Source organism: Pedobacter sp. GR22-10, from assembly GCF_026239715.1.
GTDB lineage: Bacteria > Bacteroidota > Bacteroidia > Sphingobacteriales > Sphingobacteriaceae > Pedobacter.
The window spans coordinates 513,978-532,834 of record NZ_JAPIVR010000002.1 but is presented as its reverse complement, the minus strand read 5'-3'; the positions used below and the strand labels follow the sequence as shown (position 1 = coordinate 532,834).

Below are 18,857 nucleotides of genomic sequence, written 5' to 3'. Positions count from 1 at the left end.
AATAATAAAAGGATAGTCAGCTTACAATCTGTGGTTGTGAAGACATTATTTTATATGAATTAACTCTTTATCTTTATCCAAAATGGATTAAATTATTCCAATTTTTGATGCTATTACAAAACTCATGCTCTGCTGATACCCTCCGTGCCCTTGAGACTGCACCAGCTATGTTTCTGGTACTATCTCCCGAATTGTATATTCTTACCGCCAGCGACCTTTTTCTGCAGGCAACAGAATCTCTACGGGAAGATATTAAAGGGAAGTACATTTTTGATGCCTTTCCGGATAATCCCAACCTGCCTGATCCTGATGGCGTGAACAACATTATGGCCTCGCTTCAGTTTGTGATCAAAAATAAGCAGGCGCATATCATGCCGGTACAGCGTTATGATGTTCCGGATAAATCAGCTCCCGGAAAATTCATTATCAGATATTGGGAGCCTTTACATTCACCCATTCTGGATCAGAACGGATCAATTTCTTACATCATACAATCAGTTAGAAACGTAACCAGTGAATTTTTAAGCAAAGAAGAGGCCTTAAAAAGTCAGGAGGAAAGACGCGAAAGCCTGAAGCAGGTAGATGCGCTGCACCAGGATTTGTTTACCGCTTATGATAACTTGCGAAACCTGAATATTTCGCTTGAAAATGAAGTGCTGAACCGTACCAGGGAACTTCAGCAAAGTGAAAGTAAATACCGCAATTTGATTGAATACAGCCCGATAGCTATGCAAGTTTTCAGGGGAGAAGACATGACTTTCGAAATTGTCAATGCATCCATGCTGCGTTTCCTAGGTAAAACGGCAGACATTATCGGCAAACCCTTATTTGTAGGTGTACCTGAAATTGTTGGTCAACCCATTGTAGAAGCCCTTTATAAGGTATACCGTACGGGAGAATCATTGGAAATTTATGCGGAAAAAGTAATTTTAGAACGCAACGGATTAAAAGAAGTTGGTTATTATGATGTCCTTTACCGGGCATTGCATAATGATGGAAAAATTACCGGCGTACTTGGCATTGCTATAGAAGTAACCCCACAGATTTTAGCACAGCAATCTATTAAAGAAAGTGAAGCCCGTTTCCGAACGATGGCAGAAGGAAGTGAAATACTGATTTCACTAATGAATGAGAAAGGAAAACTGGAATACTTGAATACAGCCTGGGTAAACCTGACAGGCTGGCAACAGGAAAATCTCCATGACTTTAACTGGGAGGGATATATTCATCCTTCAGACCTGGCATTGGTAGAAGAAAATATAAAAAACAGCTTGAAAGCCCATGAACCTTTCTCCAATGAATTTCGTCTGCTGAATAAGCAAGGCGAATACCGTTGGCTAAAAATTAAGGGTATGCCAAGGTTAAATAGCGATCAGTTATTTGTGGGGTACATTTGTTCAGGATCTGACATTACCCGTGAAAAACAAAGATTGCAGGAAATCGAAAGCGTCAATAAAGCCCTTATCCGGTCTAATCAGCAACTTCGTGATACCAATATCAGGCTGCTGGAAAGTGAGGAAAATTTACTCACAGCTTTTAATGCGGGTGAGCTAGGAAGCTGCAGTCTGAACCTCAGGAACAATGTAGCTGAAATGTCTGAACAGTATCGGCATCATTTCGGACTTCCGCTAAAGGGCGAAATTTCATGGGAAATGGTGCTGGAGGCCGTTGAACCAGAATTTTTAGACGAGGTGAAAACCGTACTCGAGAATGCCGCAAAATACGGAAGTCCGGTAGACAGCACCTATGCGATCCGTCATTTGGTGACTGGCGTGCGAAAATGGATGCGCGTAGTTGGGAAAGTTTACCAGGGAGCTGATGGATCCAATGAGCGGATTTATGCCATTGTGATGGATGTTACCGCACAAAAAGAAGATGAGCAGCGCAAAAATGATTTTATTGCGATGGTGAGCCATGAACTTAAAACACCACTGACTTCGGTGAATGGTTATGTGCAGCTGCTTCAGTTAAAAGCCCGTAATAGAGATGCGTTTGATATTAACCTGTTTGTTGATAAAATTCAGACACAACTCAAAAAAATGACCACCATGATCAATGGTTTCCTCAATATATCCCGACTGGAATCGGGAAAGATTCAGCTGAACCGATCAAGGTTTGACCTTTCTGTTCTGGTGAGTAACCTGGAAGAAGAATATGCCGCCTTCGTTTCCACACATCGTTTTATCTGTACCCCCGGAAGTGGAATGTGGGTAGCTGCCGATGAAGATAAAATTGCCCATGTCATTAATAATCTGCTTAGTAATGCGGTAAAATATTCTGCCTTTAACTCTGAAATATATATTAGCTGTAAGTTGATTGATGAGCAGGTGGTACTGTGTGTGAAAGATACCGGTAACGGTATCCAGCCACAAGACATACCCAAACTGTTTGAAAGGTATTACAGGGTTCAAAATGAGAAAACCAGTACCATTGCCGGTTTCGGAATTGGTTTATACCTCTCAGCAGAAATCATAGAAAGGCACGGCGGGAAAATATGGGTGGAAAGTGAGGTCGGCATTGGTTCAGTCTTTTATTTCAGTATTCCATATGCCCCGATTGCGGATTGGATGGACTGATATAATGTAAGTCACGATCAGCTATCGTCATGATAAAAAAGAACGGTCAGGAAGTCCAACTTCCCAACCGTTAGAACATTTGCTATTAAACGAACAGCAAAGGCCTTTGCAAATGCTGCTTCTTGCTATCGATGCAAATTGATCAATGCCAGTTTTTGATTGCGGATAAATAGACCCAGGCTATAAATAACATTTGTAAAGGTACCCTAAACCATAAATAATTCAATCCGCTTCCGTTAAAAGTAGCTTTTTGATAGTCAATGTGCTTAATTGCAGCATATACATTTGCAGGAAGAATGATGATAAAAAAGGCGATTAACAGCCAGGCGGTCAGAATACTGAAAGCAGGAATAAAAAGGCCGATAGCTGCAACAATTTCAATAATGCCGGTAAGGTAAACCACCTGGGGTTTGTAAGGTAAAAATTCCGGCAGCATCATGGCCATCCCGTCATTAAAGGCAAAGTGTGCCGATGCGGTAAACAAGAGCATTACAGACATGGCCATTTTGCCAGAAAAGGCAAGTTCATCATTTCCACGGAAGATCTTATTAATACCTGCAGATAGCAGAAATACACTGAGTAAAACGAGTAAAGGTTTCATTGTTTTTTTGATGTAAAGGTCGGTGTATTCACCCCCTTAAACAATGAACCCAGGTTAAGAAATCCGTTTGCGGATTCTGCTAAGTGCTTGTGGGGTAATGCCAATATAGGAGGCAATATATTTTAATGGTATTTGTTTAATAAGCTGTGGCTGTTCTGAAAATAATTTGAGGTATCGCTGCTCAGGCGTATCATTTAACAAAGAAAGCTCCCGTTTTGATTTTTTCAGAAATAAATCTTCACTGGCTTTTCTGCCAATCATATTTCCTGCTTCTGTTTCGCTGTAAATGGTTTGAAGGTCATCAAAAGAGATTCGCCAAAGAATGGTGGGCTCAAGGGTTTGAATGTTATAACCGGAAGGCTGCTGTGTGAGAAAAGAATCATAGGCACTCACGAAACCATCATCAAAAACAAAAGTAAAGGTCAGGTCATTTTCTGCTTTCGGAACATAGAAACGGATAATACCTTTTTCTACAAAAGAAAGGTGTTTTTCAATTTGCCCGGCTTTTAACAGGAGATGCTTTTTGGAATATTCATCACGTTTTAGTCTGGAAGAAAAGGCCTTCCAGTCCTGATCAGTCATTTTTAAATCTCTTTCAAAGTATCTTCTGATTTGTTCCATCAATTCGCGCTCATGTTTCACAGGATGATTTAAATTTTTAGTGTCCTGATTTGCATTGCAATTTACGTAAATCTTCTTCTGCCAGTAAACTGCATCTGGTAAAATGCTTTAAAATTTATAGGATTTTTTTAACTTTACTACACTTTTTTGGAGAAAGAGTAGTCTCCTTTTAAAGATCGTGAATGAGTAAAAAAGAAAAATCAAGCATTGGATTAGATATAGAGCGGGTTTCGCGCATCCCCTCTGTAGCAAACATATTGGAGGTAGCCTGTGAAATTACCGGAATGGGTTTTGCTGCTATTGCACGTGTAAGTGAAAAATTTTGGGTGGCCTGTGCCACCAAGGATATGATTGGATTTGGTTTGGAAGCAGGCGGATCCCTTGACCTTGAAACCACCATTTGTAATGAGATTATGTCTCATCATCAGGTGGTTGCCGTTGATGATTTTAATGAAGATCCGGCATATAAGGATCACCATACCCCTAAAGTATACGGCTTGCAAAGTTATATCTCGGTTCCTATTATTTTAAGAAACGGTGATTTTTTTGGTACCCTTTGCGCCATTGACCGTACACCAAAGGAGGTAAATAACTCTAAAGTGATTAAGACCTTCAGTCTCTTCTCGGAACTGATCGGGTTTCATTTGGATTCGCAGGATGAACTGGCGGAAAGTAAGCGTGTACTGAAAGTTGAAAAGCGCAATGCGGAAACCCGTGAGCAGTTTATTGCGATGCTTGGGCATGATCTCCGGAATCCGGTAAATGCGATCTCCAATGCCGTACAGTTGCAGCTGAGAAGTGAACTCGACGAGCGCAATAAGCGTTTGGCCGCCATTATTCATGATGCAACCACACGAACTAAAGGACTGATCGATAATATTCTTGATTTTGCAAGTGGCAGACTGGGTGGCGGCATTAAACTCAATTATGAAAATCAGTTAAGCCTGAATGAAACCATTGACCAGGTAATTGTAGAGCTGCGCATGGCATGGCCGGAAATAGAAATTATAAAAAATGTTACTTTATCTTCTGAACCGAGGGCAGACTATAAGCGAATTGCACAATTACTTTCAAATATATTGGGAAATGCCATTACACACGGAGAAGCAGGTAAACCAATATGGGTGAGGATGAGCGAATCTGAGCACGAGAAAATATTGGTTGTTTCCAATTCAGGTACACCAATCCCTGCGAATATCCTGCCTCATCTCTTTAAACCATTTTCGAGGGGAAAGGTAAAATCCGGACAGGAGGGGTTAGGCCTCGGTCTTTATATTGCAAAGGAAATTGCATTGGCCCATGGTGGCAGCATCCGTGTAGAATCTGATGTAGATTCCACTTCCTTTATCATTTCGCTACCCAGTTAACAAAAGGGGATAAGTGTTTTTTGTTGCATTTTATGAAGCTGGTGACTGATCAGCAGAATGGTTCTGTTGCTGCTTAAGGTAAATTTTGAAAGTAGTTCCCTTTCCTGGTTCACTGTCCACTACCGTTTTTCCACCGGAGAGCATTACGATTTCCCTGACCAGGTGAAGGCCAACCCCGGTGCCTTCCACATCTTTTGAAAGTCTTTCATATTTTGTAAATATTTTATCCTGATCCTCCTTTTTAATGCCCACACCATTATCCGCAACTGAGATTACAAAATAATTATCCTCTAAAAAGGTTTTAATATAGATCTCGGGAAGACGCTGCTTATCCCTGTAATTGATTGAATTATTAATCAGGTTGTAGAGCATGCTTCTAAGTTTCCGGCGGACAAATAAAATTTCGGATTGTGCTATTTCCCAATGTATGGTCGCTTTTGATTCTAAAATCTGCGGCGCCAAAGTTAGTCGTACATCTTCCAGTATTTGTTCTATATCCAGCAGTTCCTCAGCAGTTTTGTACTGCTGGTCTGATCTTCTGGAATCTGTCAGGTCGATCACAATACCTTTTATTTTTAGAAGACCGTTTTCTATTTTTTCAAGCAAAACCGGAAATTTAATCGTGCTCTTTTCCGGGGCTTTTTTCAGCATTTCAATGGTAAGGGTTAAACTGGTTAATGGTGTTTTAATATCATGCGATATGGTATCCAGTAAAAGTTCGTGCTCCATGATCAGTTTTTCCTGTTCCTTAAGGTCACGGATCCTCAAAGTGATATCTACAAATGTGATGATTACACCATTATTTTTATTTTCTTTCTGAACCAGATAAGGCAATATATTCATCTGGTACCAGCGCATATCAGTAGTTTGAATCTCCTTTTCCAAGAGTGATCCTGTACTGATGACATGTTCGATGTTTTCGATGATGGTTGGAAAACGGAAATTATCCTTCACGTTATGAATAGATGCTCCGATATCCTCCTGATGAAGCTTAAATTGTTTCATGGCAGGAGGTGTAAATTTTCGTAAAATCAGATTGGCATCTACAAACAGCTGTGGAATAATCGTATTGCGAAAGTAATTTTCCAATTCATCATTCAGTTCAATGAGTGTATTAATTTGCTGGGTTTTACTGGGCATGGAGCGAGAATTAAAGTAAATATGGTAGCTACAAGATAATAAAAAATGTATTTTATATCCATTTGGCTATACTATTCTATCTGATTTATTACATAAGATAAAATGTTCAGCAGATTTAAAACTGACGGTTTATGGCAGGACGGTTAGTAAAATATACAGCTGGAATAGGTCCGTTAATGAATATATGAGCGGATTTTATTCAGGAAAAAATCAAGTTCAAAAGGCTTTTGTATAAATGCATCTGCCTTACAGCCACTACTTACCTGCTCCAGGCTGGCATGCGCACTCATGATGATGATAGGGACATTGCCCTGTAAACTTTCTGATCGCAGGTGGTTACATACTTCCAGTCCTGATCCGTCAGGCAACATTACATCAAGGAGAAAAAGATCAGGTGATTCTTCCAGATCTCTCCCCATAAAATCATTCACATTTTCAAATAAAACGACTTCATAGTCCTCTGACATTAAAATCCACTCCACTACTTCCCTTATATCCCTGTCATCTTCCAGGACAAATATTTTAGCCATATGTATATTAAAGTATTATAACAGCTATAATAAGGATTAGTTTAGAAATATGATAAATTATTCCAAGTATTATTTTATTACGCTTCTGCATAGGTGCGCCGCTGTAAACCAATTGAACTGCCGTGGCTTTCCAAAACCTCAATTTTCTTTTCATGTGTCTGGTTACTTTCTTAACGACTACGCATTTAAGTAAAACCTCCGGCAAATTAATATGTTGTAAGGTTATATACTTATGAATATGGAAAACCAGGAAAGAAATAATGAAAACTTAAAAGACCCGAAGTCAGATCAATCAGCAGATCGTTCCAATATGCCTGATAACCAGGTGCCGCGTCACCGCAGTAATGAGCATAGTAAAGTAAATGAAGTACAAAGTGATGCGGAGTTTTTAAGTCGTGAGGTAGGTGAGGGTGATTTTGGATCAGAAGAAGCCCGTGCAGATCCTGAAAAAGGTAATCCGGGACATGCAGGTAATATGCCCAACACGGCTAATGATGATGCTCCATCCGATTAACTGCTTGTAAACCGCAGATGAATTGTCTAATATTTTAGCTCATCATCTTATTAAATCTACCAGTAAAATATAGATCTAGTTGCTATTAAAATCGACCAAACCCACAAGGTTTGGTTTTTTTATTTCTATAGGAAATGACGTATTGATTGTATAGTTTTCATGGCCTGTAATGTAAATTAAACATTGCAGTTGCTTTACGGTTTCCCGTAAGAAAAGGCTGAGTTAGCTGTTTACTTTTGGATAATCACCATTAGTTAAAACAAACTTATCCTATAGAATGGAACTGAAATTAAAGCTCGAACAATTACACCAGCGTGTGAATGGATTAAAAGACCAGATCAACACTGAAGAAGCGACCAAGAATGCGTTTGTCATGCCTTTTATTCAGATTTTGGGTTACGATATTTTCAATCCAACTGAAGTGATCCCAGAGCACATCTGTGATATCGGGACCAAGAAAGGTGAGAAAATTGATTACGTCATTAAGAAAAACGGAGAGCCTATCCTCATTTTTGAATGCAAGCATTGGAAAGAAAAGGCCGATGCCCATAATTCACAACTCCACCGTTACTACCATGTTTCTAAAGCCAGGTTTGGCGTGTTAACCAATGGTACCATCTATAATTTTTATATGGATCTGGAGAAACCCAATATTATGGATGAGAAACCTTTTTTTACCATTGATATTGAAGACCTGAAAGACAGTTCCATTAAAATTTTAGAAGGTTTTACCAAAACGGAATACAGCCTGGAAAGTATTTTGGATTCAGCAGAAAGTCTTAAATATATTAAATCCATTCGTAAAGAATTTGAAAACGAGATTGAACATCCCTCTGATGAATTTGTAAAATTATTGGTCAACAGATTCTTTGATAAGCCCCTCACAGCCAACAGAATGGTCACTTTTAAGGAGTATGCCAAAAAAGCACTTGTACTTTCCATCAATGAGTCAATCAGTTCCAGGTTAAAATCTGCGTTGAGCATTAATGAGACAATAGAAAAAACCGAAGAAAACAAGGTAGTGCCAATTAATGAACCATCTGAAAACAAAATTATAACCACAGAAGAAGAGATAGAAGCATTTCAAATTGTAAAAGCCATTCTTCGTGAGCGCATTCCATCTTCAAGAATTGCCGCCCGTGATACCCAATCTTACTTTGGCGTATTGCTGGATGATAATAACAGGAAGCCCATATGCAGGTTTCACTTTAACACAGCTAACAAATACCTGGAAACCTTTGCCAAAGGTAAAGATGCCGGAGAAAAAGTTCTGATTGATTCTCCTGATGAAATTTACCAGTACAGGGGGCAACTGCACCAAACGCTGGATCAGTATCAATAATGATTTAAAACCGGTAAAATGAATCCAGGGGATAAAGGTGAATCTGTTCGCTTTGCGTATGGTTTTCAACTTCCAAACCGCTAATGGCGTATAGCATCCGATAAAATTTATTTCAATAAGATGATCAAATCACCTGTGAAAGGCATCATCAATTAACAACGACATATTCTTTAAACTATGGAACACATTTATTAAGAAAATGAAAACAAAAGGTTCTCAATTTTGGGCTATTGGAGCATTGCTCATAGCCTTGTTATCCCTTACTTTCTTTACCGGCTGCAATAGCAATAAGGATTCGGATGGAGATGGCGTGCCCGATCAAAAAGACAAATGTAAAGAGGTAAAAGGCCCTAAGCCCGGAGGTTGCCCGTTGCCGGCTAAAATTGGCCAGGTTAACCTCTATCTCGAAACCTCTGCCAGTATGGGTGGATATTTTGCCGGATCTGCAGAATTTAAGCAAATTGTTTCTGATCTCGCAGTAAAAATTGATAAGGAAATCTCTCCGGTAAAGATCCACTTCATCACCGATAGTATCAGGGATTATCCATATGAAGCCACCAGATTTAGCAGCGACATTGCAACCACTAAAATTGCACTCAGTAATAGTTCAGAGTTGCACCATATTTTTAATGATGTTGCAAAAGCGACAAAAGATGGCGATATCTCCATCTTCGTTTCTGACTGTATTTTGTCCTTTCCAAATGCAGCGGTAAAGGCGAATGCTGAAATCAATAGACAAGCGGCGTCTGGCACACTAAAAAATAATATTTATGCTACATTCATTGATTTAAAAGGCAGAAAACAAGCAGCTAGTTTATATGCCTTTAGCTCCGCATTTTTTGGAAAATATTATGACTATCAGAATGTTAAAGTTCCACTCAAAGGTACAGTAAGGCCTTTCTATGTATGGGTAATAGCTAAAAATAACATTCTGCCAGTGTTTGATGCAAAACTAGCCAAAATTCCAAATTTTAAACCTGAGCAGGAAATTCATTTTGGATTGCTGGATCAAAAAATCTATAACTATCATATCCTAACGCAGCTGGGCATGAAGGGTGATTATAAATTAATCAAGGCCGGAAAAGTAAGTGACGCGGGAATAGAAAACGTAGAAGTGGAAAAAAATCAATCCATCGAATTTTCTGCCGTGGTAGATCTAAGTTCCCTGCCACCATATGCTAAAAAGTTAAGTTACCTCCGTGAGCATTTAATTGTTGAAGCCAGTGGCTGTAGTACCAATGTTGATCTTTCAGAGCGTTTGCCTTCTGTTACCTTAAAAAGCAAAAATCAAATTGCTTACTATGAAAGGGCAACTCATGTGATAAAAGTGAATATCACACAGCTTCGCCTGGATCAGGCAATGCTTAATCTCCGTGTACCCTTAACATATGATTCCTGGTACCAGGCCTGGTCAACCATGAACGATAAGGGCGTTAAAAAATTAGGTAAAAAAACATTTGCCTTCGAACACCTGGTTAATGGTGTAATGGAGGCATATCATAACGAAGGTAAAAACCTTGTTGATCTAAAATTTCAAATTAACCAATAATAGCGATGATTTTAACTATTTTCTCAGGGCTTTATGAGCTCATTGCAGGTGCCAATCCTGCAGTTCCAGAATATGATGATGAGGTGTACCAAACCGTTGGGCAGATTACCTTGATAGTCGTTTCAGCCGTGGTGCTCATCTTTTATTTATGCTTAGGCAGATGGAAACCTATTTTTCACAAACTCGGGCACTGGATATTTACCTTAATCCTAACCATGTGTGCAGCATTTACCATTGCCTTTATTTCTGCTAAAGATATTATAGGCGAAATAGACAGTTACATGTATCGCTTCTGCCTAATGAACGCCGTACTTGCTGCAATTGTATTCATCATGCTATCTATAGTCATTAAGCCAATGTCTGTTTTTTCCAAAAGAACACCCTTTTAATTTTTAGATATGATAAGAAACACATTTATATTCGGAATAGGTGGTACTGGTGCAAGGGTAGTACGGGCACTCACCATGCTTTTGGCAGCAGGTTCCAAGCTCAACAATACGAACAAGGTCATCCCGGTGATTATTGATGTAGATGCTAAAAATGCAGATACCACCAGAACGCTGAAAGCACTGGAAGCTTATAAGTTGATCCGTAAAACAGCTTATTCACCACAACGCAGTGCAGATGGATCAGACCTTTCTAATGGTTTTTTCAATACCAATTTAAACACGTTAAGTTCATTACAAACCGAAGGGGCAGAAAAAATTGATGATTCCTTTCAGCTGAAATTTGATAACCTGGAAACTTCGTTCATTAAATACATTGATCCTCATGAAGAACTGGTGAGTGATGTGACCATGGATATGCTGCGGGCACTTTATGATGATACCCCATCCGATCATCCACGTTACGAAAATACAGAACTAAACCTTCGCCTTGATGAAGGCTTTAAAGGAAATCCAAATATTGGATGTGTGGTTTTCAATGGTTTATCTTCACTTAAAGAATATCAGTTTGTGGCGAAAAGCATCAATCCTCAGGATCGTATTTTTATCGTCAGCTCTATCTTTGGAGGTACTGGATCTTCTGGTTTTCCTCAACTGATCAAGCTCATTAAAGGTGATGACCGGCTTCGGAATATTAAACTGGGTGCCTTAACCGTAATGCCTTATTATAAAATAGAAGCGAAGAAAAAGGCAGGCGGTGATGGAAAAATCAGTTCAGAAAGCTTTGATGCCAAAACAGAAGCTGCCTTAAGTTACTATGCCAAGCATATGGCCGGGCAACTTAATGCACTATACCATGTATGGGATAAGCCAACCAAGCAATATGAATATCACGCAGGTGGAGATCAACAGCTAGATCCGGCACATTTGGTAGAGATGATCGGGGCAACGGCTATTATCGATTTTATTAACAAACCAGATGAAACACTTGCCCTGAACGGTGTAACCAAATATTTCGATTATGGTATTATTCAGGATAGTGCCACTGTTGATTTCAGGCATTTCTACAATTGGTCTGGCCAACAGGTCATGAAGCCTTTGGCGCATTTTGCTTTTGCCATGAAAATTTATCTGGATAGTATTCCTCAACTGCAAGGTGAAGTATTTTATAAAGATTTGTTGAAAGATCATATTCATACCAACCTGTTTTATCAAACCCTTTCTTCCTTTTTTGGTACGCATTTTAAAGGATGGCTGAAAGAAATGGCCTTAAACGAACGCAGTTTTCAACCTGTTCAACTTGATGAAACATTGAATGGATTTATAACCGGGAAGCCCATTCCAATTAAAAAGATTTTGGGTATTGTGCGTGATGCAGGCTTAAGTCAGGCATTCATTAACGAAAAAATGGGCAAAATGGAGGATGAGCTTAGAAAAACCATCCCTGACCCTGAAAAAGAACGAAGATTTTTACAATTACTAAACCAGATTGCAGCAGAATGCTTTAGCGTTTTAGGTGCCTTACCAACCATGACTGAATAAAAGGATATGCCATATACATTTAGAAAATACAGTGGCTATAATGCCAACGAAATTAAATGCTGGTCGCCAACAGGATTGATCAGAGTAGATAATTTCGAAATAAGTGATACACAGTCTAAACGCTGTGCATCCAAAATTGGAACCTCAATTCCATCGCCCATGGCCAGGATGGAACTTTTTGATACGGCCTTTCAAATGGTTTCATCAGATAGCCAAAGGAATGGGCTGGATGGCTCTTCTGTGTATCATCAATTGGTTTCCGATTGTTTGGACATGATTCAATTGCTATTCAATACCAATTCATCTGATATTGGCACAGGCAAAAAAATATGGTTTAAAGAATGGCGGGTGCAGGAAAGCCTGAACCGCCTAAAAAGTAAACCTGCAGATCATCCTCACCAGCTATTGGGTAAAGCCTTTTCACTGATATTTGATGCGCAAGCTACTTCTTCGGGCTTTTCAGGAATGGAAAGCATTTACCTCATTTATTACGAAAACAGGCTAATGGGTGGAACTTCTCCGCTAACCTTGTTTTTTACTTCACCCAACTGGGATCGTTACATCGCCGATAAACAAATTGCCAATGTTCCTAAGGGGAGTGATGGCGTTCCATTTTTTGGAGATAAACACCGTGCACTTTTTGAACGCGACCGTTCTTTCGTAGAATACCTTTATCAATTACTATTGAGCAATCCGGCAGGATTTGCTCATTGTGCAGGTCTCAGACAATACATTAACAAAACAGTTGAACGTTATTTTCCTGATTTTACACATCAATTTGCAGATTGGGGACCAAATGGAACAAAAAAGCTGGGAGATGAATATTCTCCATTTAAAACCGAAATCGGGTCCAAACTGCTCAAAGTAAATGAGATTTTTTTCTACCACCAGAGTGAGGAAGTAAAACGCAGAAAAATTAAAAATGTAAGCGATTTCGTGATCCAGGCTTCTAATCAGAAATATGCCCTGCAACATGATAAAGATGGAAATCAGATCCGCGTAGAAGCACCACTGGTATTGGTAGAAGGCATGAACTTTCCTGGCGATTACATGGAAGAGCGTGCCGCCTGGGATGCAACCACCAGAATCAATTATTTCCTGCAGCAACATACCCCACTATTTGAACGCAGATTGCCACAAGGTGATTCACTTACGGTGACTTATCCATTCTTAACCACTGGTGATTTTCTGGAGGATTATTTAATGGAAATGCCTTTTAAGATTAACCGGAATAAGTTTTTTACTGGCGTTGGGGGCGATTTTAAATTCCTGCTGCCGGTTAAAAAGGAATATTTTAATTTCTTCGATTTTGAAGATTTGAAACGTAACCTGGAGATCAATGCCAGCCCGGGCCAGGTAGTGGTTACCTTAAAAGTGCCGATAAAAAATAAAAAAGGTGTACGGGAAATTACGTTTACCAAAACCTATTCAGGAAATCAGATCAAAATGTGCAAGGCTGATATCGGGATTTTTCCTTTTTACAAGATCAGCGAAAAAGATCCGGCCTATCACTACCTGAACGACTTTACCATACTGCTGGCAGAAAAAAATGATGAACTTCAACTCGAATCCTTAAATTTCTACAACTATGATCATCTGGTATATGCCGATAATAGTCAGCCAGAGCACCTAAGAGCCACTGTAGTTGAACGCACAACCGCTGCGGATATAGATGGAGCGGCATTAACAGAATCGAGATTTTATAAGTTAAAAGAATCTTTTGATTATATGGAACTTCGCTACCAGGATAATGGACTTGAAGTCTCGGGGATCGTCATTCCAAACTTTGAAGGAAGAGCATTTAATAAGCTTAACCTAAATAAAGCCATCACTTTCGCCATTGATTTTGGTACCTCCAATACCCACATCGCTTTCAAGGAAAAGAGTTCACCACTCCCATTACCTTTTGAAATTGATGAGGCCGATCAACAAATGGTCATGCTTAATGAGCCTTTGGCATCGGCAGATTTAGGGACCAGGTACGATCACTTTGGGCAACTTGCTGCACTCCAACTAACCGTGAATAGAGAGTTCATGCCAAGGGTGATCAAATCAAAAGGACATTCAACCGTTTCTTTCCCTTTTAAAACAGCCACTTGTGAAGTTTCTACATTCAATAATATGGATAAACAAGCTGCTGCGCTTTTTGGCCACATCAATATCGGATTTAATATTGAAAGGGAAGAGAATACAAACAATAGTGCCGTATATACCACCAATTTAAAGTGGCTTCTGGAAAACAACCTTGAGGTAAGTAAAATTATAGCTAATAAAGCCAGGGTAAGTCTGTTTTTGAAGCAGCTTATGCTACATATCCGAACAAAAGCCATTCTGAATTTCTGCAAACCCGAACAGCTTGATGTGCTTTGGTCTATTCCATCTTCAATGGACAGGAAAACCCGTACCGAACTCACCAAAATTATAAAAGAAGCATACCTATCTGTATTTCCGAATGCTGACCAGAAAAAGATTAATACGATAGATGAGCCCATAAAGGAATCGGTAGCACCATACTTCTTCCTGACTAAAAATGGGAGTGGCATTCAGGATGGGGCAAATGTAGTGAACGTAGATATTGGTGGGGGCACAACAGATATCATGATGTTTATGGAATCTACCGCTAAACGATACGATAAGTATTTAGCCAGCTCTTTTCGCTTTGCAGGAAACGACATTTGGGGTAGTGGCTACAAAGGAAACCTTAAGGACAATGGGTTTATCCGCAATTATCAAACCTTCCAGAAAGAAAACAATATTGAAACCAAGGATAATAAATATCTGCTGAATGCGCAGAGAGATAACAATTTAAGTTCTGATGATCTGATTAGCCTACTTTTCAGGTACGATAAAAGCTTTGGTTTTAGCGAATCCATCACCAATGGCAATCCGAATTTATCTATTGTGTTGTATTTACATTATAGTGCCATTATCTACCACATTTGCCAGATCATTGAAACTAAAAAATATCCTTTACCTCAGTATTTATCGTTCACGGGTAAAGGTAGTCAATACCTTAAATTACTCTGTAATGGAAGTGAGAAAGAACTTAACAATTTCACCAAATTGCTATTTGAAGCTTACAGCAGCCAGAGCATACCGTCTTTATTTCAGGTTCATGTAAACGAAGACCCTAAGGTAATTACAGCTAATGGTACGATCGAATACTTTGGTGCTGATCTTCAGGATCAGTTTGTAGAAATTCCCAGAGATGCAGATTTTTCTGCAGCAGAAGCTGATCCGCGTAAAAAATACCAGGAATTTGTACTGACCGGAGATTTGCAAACGGGCCATGCAGATACCACAACTACAACCATCAGTGATACCCTTGAATTGGATAATATGGTCAACATTGGTGTGTTGAAAAATGTAAATGAATTTGTAGAACGTACGCTTGCCAATAAAAAGATTGTAGACTTTCTAAGCGATTTCAAGATTACAAATGCCAAAACAGTTTATAATGAACTGAAATGGAATGGCGGTGTATTTGATGGGGAAGGATTAGTGTATGACAGCTATAGAAAAGTGCTGAAAGACCTGCACAAGCTGGATCATGAGCAGCCACTTCCTGAATCGCTGTTCTTCTATGCATTTAAAGATACCCTTTACCGTTTGTCTAAATCGATCACGCAATCCAATCCATCTTAACTTATGTGTAAAAAAATAGTACTACTTGCAGGCTTTTTGTTGATGTTAGTATCTCAATTACAGGCACTCACACTTGCTGAGCGTGCAACTGATGCAGAAACCCTCTCTACCAATAGCTCATGGTTTTATAGCGCAAATATGCGCTATGGAGCGTTGGCTGTAATCGTTCTTCTACTCATCATTATGCTATTCAAAAACAATAATGATCAAAAAAAAAGCGGCAAACTTTCAAAAGATTTGAAGCGCATCAGGGAAGAAAGAAATCAGCTTAGACATGAAATTGAAAATCTTAGAAATGAGCTAAAAGAAAGCAATTCTTTGAGAGCGGAAGACAAATTTGAAATTAATAAGTTAAAAGAAGAAATGAGCTTAGCCTTATCAAAACAAACTGAGGAAGAAGTTGCCGGCAACACCGTTATTTGGGATAAGCCAGAAGCACCTCAAAAAATCCAGGAAACCTTTTACAGCCGTTATGCAGATTTGGCAGATGGTTTTTCTGCTTCAGAATTATTAACCAGGGAAGGTAATGATACCATTTTCGAGATTACCATCCTTTCACCCAATAAGGCCACTTTTAAAGTAAGTGCCAATCCGGCAGCACAAAAATATGCATTAAGCAATGCTGATTATTTTCTCGAACCAACCTGCCATTATGATACACTGCCCTCTGGCAACATCATTAATGAATCACCTGGTTTATTAACCTTATCTGGCGGAAAGTGGGAAATTAAGGAACAGGCAAGAATTTCATTCAGATAAGTTAAAATGGAAGAACTTAGCGCATTTAAAAAGACCATCAGAAACCTGTTGGTTGAAAAAATCGGCTTCCTGACTGATTCCGATCAAACCCATTTAAAAAAACAGGCACAAACACTTGGTTTAGATAACCGTCAGTTTGGTGCGTTGTTACAGGAAATTCATTTGAGCATCAACTGGGATGCTTTAAGGGATGAACGGCAGGGAAGGGACCGGGTGGTAAGACCTATCCATATTTTTGGAATAGAAGTAAGGAGCCTGGAAAAGCTTGGTGAAGTACTCTATAAAAACCGGGTTAAAGCCCTGAAATACCTGGAAGATGCCGTGTTTTTGAAAGAAAATGTAACCTACCTCAGTCATCAGAACGTTGATTTGGCCATGGAAATGATGGAACTCCATGACAGCGAGCGGAATAGCGAAAAACGTTTTCTTAAAATATGTTACCAGTTAAATGCAAACCTTCCATTTAAAATAGGAGAGGAGTCTTTCTCTACCGTGAAAGAACTTCTGGATCGTGGTTGGGTAGGTCAAGACTTTTTTAGTGAGATTTACAATACATTTGCTGCCGGGCACCTGCAAATCTGGATCCATCGTTGTTTTATTGATCTCATTAATATATTACCTGCAGGCGAATCATTTTGTGATTTTCTTTATTTTGTATATACAATTGATCCGGATTATCCTTTCTATGTAGAAAACGAGCTCTTCTTACAGCCAGGAGATTTAGTAACAAGAGCAAGAAGAGATGCTAGCTTTTGGTTACCACTATTGGCTACTTTTGATCATGGGTTATTGTCCATCTGGCTCGAAAGAAGAGGGATGGGTGAAATCATTTCAAAGTTTAAAAATTACGCTACAGAACTTCGGGCAGCAGAAAAAAAGAGTGAAGAGCTTTCCCGGAATCTGGTGCAAAAACTATTGGAAGCATTGGCACCAGACATGGAAATTCCGGATTTATCAGTTGCTGCAGAAGAACTCTCATTTCTTAATATTCAGAACAAAGCACTTTTTCACCCAATTGTCGTTCGCCTGAACAATAAAGGATTTGTACGTGCAACAGTGGGCTTTGATCGGGATGTTCCCGGAGTCTGGATTTCTCCTAAAAATTTAACTTTATCTGATCTGGGAGGAAAGGAGTCTGTTACCTTCCATTTAAATGTAGATCCTTCTAAGCTAATCAAAGATCACTTATATACAATTTCGCTTCAAATTCAAACCGATTACCAATCCATCCATATTCCGCTTGCTATTAAAACCGTATTCCCGATGCGGGCATTTATGCTTTGCCTGTTAAGATATGGTGGCTTAGGAACAATTTTTTTATGCATCATCAGGTTACTAATTTCCTGGGCTTATAACGGAAATGGCTGGCTTAAACCACAGCTGGTTTGGAATAACATCAGTGCGCAGGTTCCCTCCAATCACCTGGTTTATATCCTGATATTTATCATCGCCATTTTAGTTCCATTACTGGCCTGGCCAAGAATTAAAAAAATAGAACAAATATGAAACCTCCGGTAAGACCATTTATTATACCCGAAAGTAAAAAAGACAAACATGCATGGAAATATATAATTGCAGGTATGCTTTTACTTATTTTCCATCATTTCTTCGCTGCGGTAGCTTATAATGCCTTTGTATTGATCGATAATGCTTTTAGTCTATCTGGCGCAAATGCTCCGGTATTTATTTGGAGCTTTTTCGGATTACTGATGGGCGCTGCGATTGGAACGGTAGTGGCTACAAAAAAATTCAAGCTTGATAAAAAGATTAGTCTTTTTGCAGGCATTCCTTTAACCCTTTTAATTCTTGGACTTTTACTTGCATCCGGACCCTATGGACAGGTGAGCCCCAGACCGGAGGAACTTGCGGCTAAAGATGAAAATAAAGATCAGCCGATAGATTCAAGTCAGTTGAGTATTAATGTGAAAACTCAGATTCAAACCAAAAAAAGATCACAACTGCTTAACAAGAAAGTTCTGCCGAAAGCGCAACAAAATCTCCCAAAACGCGAAAGCTGTGAAGAAAAACTAACAGGGGTTAGTGTTACGGTAAGATCAGATAGTGTGAGGCTTTTCTTCCGTACCACCAGGAAAACGGTGGTGAATGGAGCCGTTGGGAATCTATATTTATTCCACAACCCGGTCAATATGCCCTCTCCGGATCAGGCGGCAAGGTCATGGCTAATGGAATCCAATATTATTATGAGGCTAAGTCCGTAGCCACAAGATCTTCCAGCGATCCTTTTAGCAGATCGCTTTGCAATGGGCCACTTACCATTGATACTT

At 39.3% G+C, this 18,857-nt stretch carries 15 protein-coding genes; 11 read left to right on the top strand and 4 right to left on the bottom strand.

Annotation, left to right across the window (positions count from 1 at the left end):
• Positions 1-107: 107 nt before the first annotated feature.
• Positions 108-2,576, top strand: a complete 2,469-nt coding sequence (locus OQX64_RS09665; RefSeq protein WP_265818613.1) for a PAS domain S-box protein — start codon at positions 108-110, stop codon at positions 2,574-2,576.
• Positions 2,577-2,718: 142 nt separating this feature from the next.
• Here OQX64_RS09665 and OQX64_RS09660 read toward each other — a convergent pair whose 3' ends face one another.
• Positions 2,719-3,177 carry a hypothetical protein gene (locus tag OQX64_RS09660; protein ID WP_265818612.1) on the bottom strand — a complete coding sequence of 153 codons (459 nt, stop codon included), beginning with the start codon at positions 3,175-3,177 and terminating at the stop codon, positions 2,719-2,721.
• Between the two features lie 54 nt (positions 3,178-3,231).
• On the bottom strand, positions 3,232-3,819 hold the full coding sequence (locus tag OQX64_RS09655; RefSeq protein ID WP_265818611.1) for a Crp/Fnr family transcriptional regulator: 588 nt from the start codon (positions 3,817-3,819) through the stop codon (positions 3,232-3,234).
• Between the two features lie 161 nt (positions 3,820-3,980).
• Between OQX64_RS09655 and OQX64_RS09650 the strand changes: the two genes are divergently transcribed.
• On the top strand, positions 3,981-5,165 hold the full coding sequence (locus OQX64_RS09650; RefSeq protein ID WP_265818610.1) for a GAF domain-containing sensor histidine kinase: 1,185 nt from the start codon (positions 3,981-3,983) through the stop codon (positions 5,163-5,165).
• A gap of 30 nt (positions 5,166-5,195) precedes the next feature.
• Here the strand turns inward: OQX64_RS09650 and OQX64_RS09645 are convergent, their stop codons facing one another.
• Both OQX64_RS09645 and OQX64_RS09640 read right to left on the bottom strand, forming a co-directional pair.
• Positions 5,196-6,305, bottom strand: coding sequence for an ATP-binding protein (locus OQX64_RS09645; protein ID WP_088302115.1), 1,110 nt, complete (start codon positions 6,303-6,305; stop codon positions 5,196-5,198).
• Between the two features lie 173 nt (positions 6,306-6,478).
• Positions 6,479-6,835 (bottom strand): response regulator transcription factor, encoded by a 357-nt coding sequence (locus OQX64_RS09640; protein WP_088302116.1) that lies wholly within the window; start codon positions 6,833-6,835, stop codon positions 6,479-6,481.
• A 238-nt stretch (positions 6,836-7,073) separates the two neighbouring features.
• Here OQX64_RS09640 and OQX64_RS09635 point away from each other — a divergent pair, with 238 nt between their 5' ends.
• The 9 genes from OQX64_RS09635 (at position 7,074) to OQX64_RS09595 (ending at position 18,791) form a co-directional block, all read left to right on the top strand.
• The gene (locus OQX64_RS09635) at positions 7,074-7,349 is read left to right on the top strand and encodes a hypothetical protein (protein ID WP_088302176.1); all 276 of its coding nucleotides are present in this window, start codon (positions 7,074-7,076) and stop codon (positions 7,347-7,349) included.
• A gap of 277 nt (positions 7,350-7,626) precedes the next feature.
• On the top strand, positions 7,627-8,691 hold the full coding sequence (locus OQX64_RS09630) for a type I restriction endonuclease (protein ID WP_088302117.1): 1,065 nt from the start codon (positions 7,627-7,629) through the stop codon (positions 8,689-8,691).
• Positions 8,692-8,890: 199 nt separating this feature from the next.
• Positions 8,891-10,240 (top strand): hypothetical protein, encoded by a 1,350-nt coding sequence (locus OQX64_RS09625; protein ID WP_265818609.1) that lies wholly within the window; start codon positions 8,891-8,893, stop codon positions 10,238-10,240.
• Between the two features lie 5 nt (positions 10,241-10,245).
• Positions 10,246-10,629 carry a hypothetical protein gene (locus OQX64_RS09620; RefSeq protein ID WP_265818608.1) on the top strand — a complete coding sequence of 128 codons (384 nt, stop codon included), beginning with the start codon at positions 10,246-10,248 and terminating at the stop codon, positions 10,627-10,629.
• A gap of 9 nt (positions 10,630-10,638) precedes the next feature.
• Positions 10,639-12,168, top strand: coding sequence for a tubulin-like doman-containing protein (locus tag OQX64_RS09615; RefSeq protein ID WP_265818607.1), 1,530 nt, complete (start codon positions 10,639-10,641; stop codon positions 12,166-12,168).
• A gap of 6 nt (positions 12,169-12,174) precedes the next feature.
• Positions 12,175-15,813 carry a hypothetical protein gene (locus tag OQX64_RS09610; protein WP_265818606.1) on the top strand — a complete coding sequence of 1,213 codons (3,639 nt, stop codon included), beginning with the start codon at positions 12,175-12,177 and terminating at the stop codon, positions 15,811-15,813.
• 3 nt (positions 15,814-15,816) lie between these two features.
• A complete protein-coding gene (locus tag OQX64_RS09605; protein ID WP_265818605.1) occupies positions 15,817-16,572 on the top strand; it encodes a hypothetical protein in 756 nt (251 codons plus the stop codon).
• 6 nt (positions 16,573-16,578) lie between these two features.
• On the top strand, positions 16,579-18,078 hold the full coding sequence (locus OQX64_RS09600) for a hypothetical protein (RefSeq protein WP_265818604.1): 1,500 nt from the start codon (positions 16,579-16,581) through the stop codon (positions 18,076-18,078).
• Positions 18,075-18,791 (top strand): hypothetical protein, encoded by a 717-nt coding sequence (locus tag OQX64_RS09595; RefSeq protein WP_265818602.1) that lies wholly within the window; start codon positions 18,075-18,077, stop codon positions 18,789-18,791. The genes OQX64_RS09600 and OQX64_RS09595 overlap by 4 nt, the downstream gene beginning before the upstream one ends.
• The last annotated feature ends 66 nt before the right edge of the window (positions 18,792-18,857 follow it).

Excerpts from the sequence above, each read along its gene's own strand:
- OQX64_RS09645 (WP_088302115.1), bottom strand. The coding sequence starts at position 6,305 with ATGCCCAGTAAAACCCAGCAAATTAATACACTCATTGAACTGAATGAT.
- OQX64_RS09650 (WP_265818610.1), top strand. The coding sequence starts at position 3,981 with ATGAGTAAAAAAGAAAAATCAAGCATTGGATTAGATATAGAGCGGGTT.
- OQX64_RS09630 (WP_088302117.1), top strand. The coding sequence starts at position 7,627 with ATGGAACTGAAATTAAAGCTCGAACAATTACACCAGCGTGTGAATGGA.
- OQX64_RS09635 (WP_088302176.1), top strand. The coding sequence starts at position 7,074 with ATGGAAAACCAGGAAAGAAATAATGAAAACTTAAAAGACCCGAAGTCA.
- OQX64_RS09610 (WP_265818606.1), top strand. The coding sequence starts at position 12,175 with ATGCCATATACATTTAGAAAATACAGTGGCTATAATGCCAACGAAATT.
- OQX64_RS09605 (WP_265818605.1), top strand. The coding sequence starts at position 15,817 with ATGTGTAAAAAAATAGTACTACTTGCAGGCTTTTTGTTGATGTTAGTA.
- OQX64_RS09600 (WP_265818604.1), top strand. The coding sequence starts at position 16,579 with ATGGAAGAACTTAGCGCATTTAAAAAGACCATCAGAAACCTGTTGGTT.
- OQX64_RS09660 (WP_265818612.1), bottom strand. The coding sequence starts at position 3,177 with ATGAAACCTTTACTCGTTTTACTCAGTGTATTTCTGCTATCTGCAGGT.
- OQX64_RS09625 (WP_265818609.1), top strand. The coding sequence starts at position 8,891 with ATGAAAACAAAAGGTTCTCAATTTTGGGCTATTGGAGCATTGCTCATA.
- OQX64_RS09620 (WP_265818608.1), top strand. The coding sequence starts at position 10,246 with ATGATTTTAACTATTTTCTCAGGGCTTTATGAGCTCATTGCAGGTGCC.
- OQX64_RS09595 (WP_265818602.1), top strand. The coding sequence starts at position 18,075 with ATGAAACCTCCGGTAAGACCATTTATTATACCCGAAAGTAAAAAAGAC.
- OQX64_RS09665 (WP_265818613.1), top strand. The coding sequence starts at position 108 with ATGCTATTACAAAACTCATGCTCTGCTGATACCCTCCGTGCCCTTGAG.
- OQX64_RS09615 (WP_265818607.1), top strand. The coding sequence starts at position 10,639 with ATGATAAGAAACACATTTATATTCGGAATAGGTGGTACTGGTGCAAGG.
- OQX64_RS09640 (WP_088302116.1), bottom strand. The coding sequence starts at position 6,835 with ATGGCTAAAATATTTGTCCTGGAAGATGACAGGGATATAAGGGAAGTA.